The sequence below is a fragment of the Chromobacterium vaccinii genome, from assembly GCF_000971335.1.
Taxonomy (GTDB): Bacteria; Pseudomonadota; Gammaproteobacteria; order Burkholderiales; family Chromobacteriaceae; genus Chromobacterium; species Chromobacterium vaccinii.
In genome coordinates, this window is record NZ_JZJL01000136.1 from 1 (window position 1) to 994 (window position 994).

The window sequence follows — 994 nt, forward strand, 5'->3', positions numbered from 1 at the left end:
GGTGCTGGAAGGCGGCAGGGGCAACGACACGCTGAAGGGCGGCGCGGGCCGCGACATCTACGTGTTCAATCTGGGCGACGGCAGCGACGTCATCATCAACAACTCGGTCAACGGTTCCGTCAGCCACCAGAGCGAAATCCGCCTGGGCGTGGGCATCTCGGTTTCGGACATCGTCGTGGTGCGCGCCGGCAACGACGTGATCCTCAAGCACGTCAACGGCAGCGACTCCATCCTGATCCAGAACTGGTTCAGCGCGACTTCGGCCCAGGTGGGCAGCGTGATCTTCGCCGACGGCACCAGCTGGACCTCGGCGCAGATCAGCCAGTGGGCCAGCGGCATCATCACCGGCGGCGCGGGCGACGATCTGCTGCAGGGCGGAGCCGGCAACGATGTGCTGGACGGCGGAGCAGGCAATGACACCCTGATCGGCCTGGGCGGCGACGACACCCTCAAGGGCGGAACCGGCAACGATGTGCTGGACGGCGGCGCGGGCCGCGACGTCTACATTTTTAATCTGGGCGACGGCCAGGACGTGATCCGCTTCGATGGCAGCAGCGCGGCGGTGGCGTGGAGCGTGGGCGATGAAATCCGCTTCGGCGTCGGCATCGCCGTCAGCGACATCGTCGTGGCGCGCAGTGGCCTGGATGTGATCCTCAAGCACCGCAACGGCCAGGACAGCATCACCATCCAGAACGCGCTGACCGTCAATACGAACTGGGGTGGACACATCACCTTCGCCGGCGGCGCCAACTGGAGCCTGGTTGAACTGCTCAGCCTGTCCGGCGCGACACTGACTGGCACCGAGGGTAAGGACACGCTGACCGGGGGCAAGGGCAACGATGTGATCTTCGGCCTGGGCGGCGACGATGTATTGGTCGGAGCGGACGGTAAAGACAGTTTGTTCGGCGGCGCCGGCAACGACACCTTGAACGGCGGCGATGGCGCTGATCTGCTGGAAGGCGGCGACGGCGACGACGTGATCTACGGCGGCAAC

General features: G+C 65.7%; 1 protein-coding gene. It reads left to right on the plus strand.

All coding sequences use genetic code 11. The features are described 5' to 3' along the window. A partial coding sequence (locus VL52_RS22935; protein WP_046159215.1) for a calcium-binding protein occupies positions 1-994 on the plus strand: 994 nt, incomplete at both ends.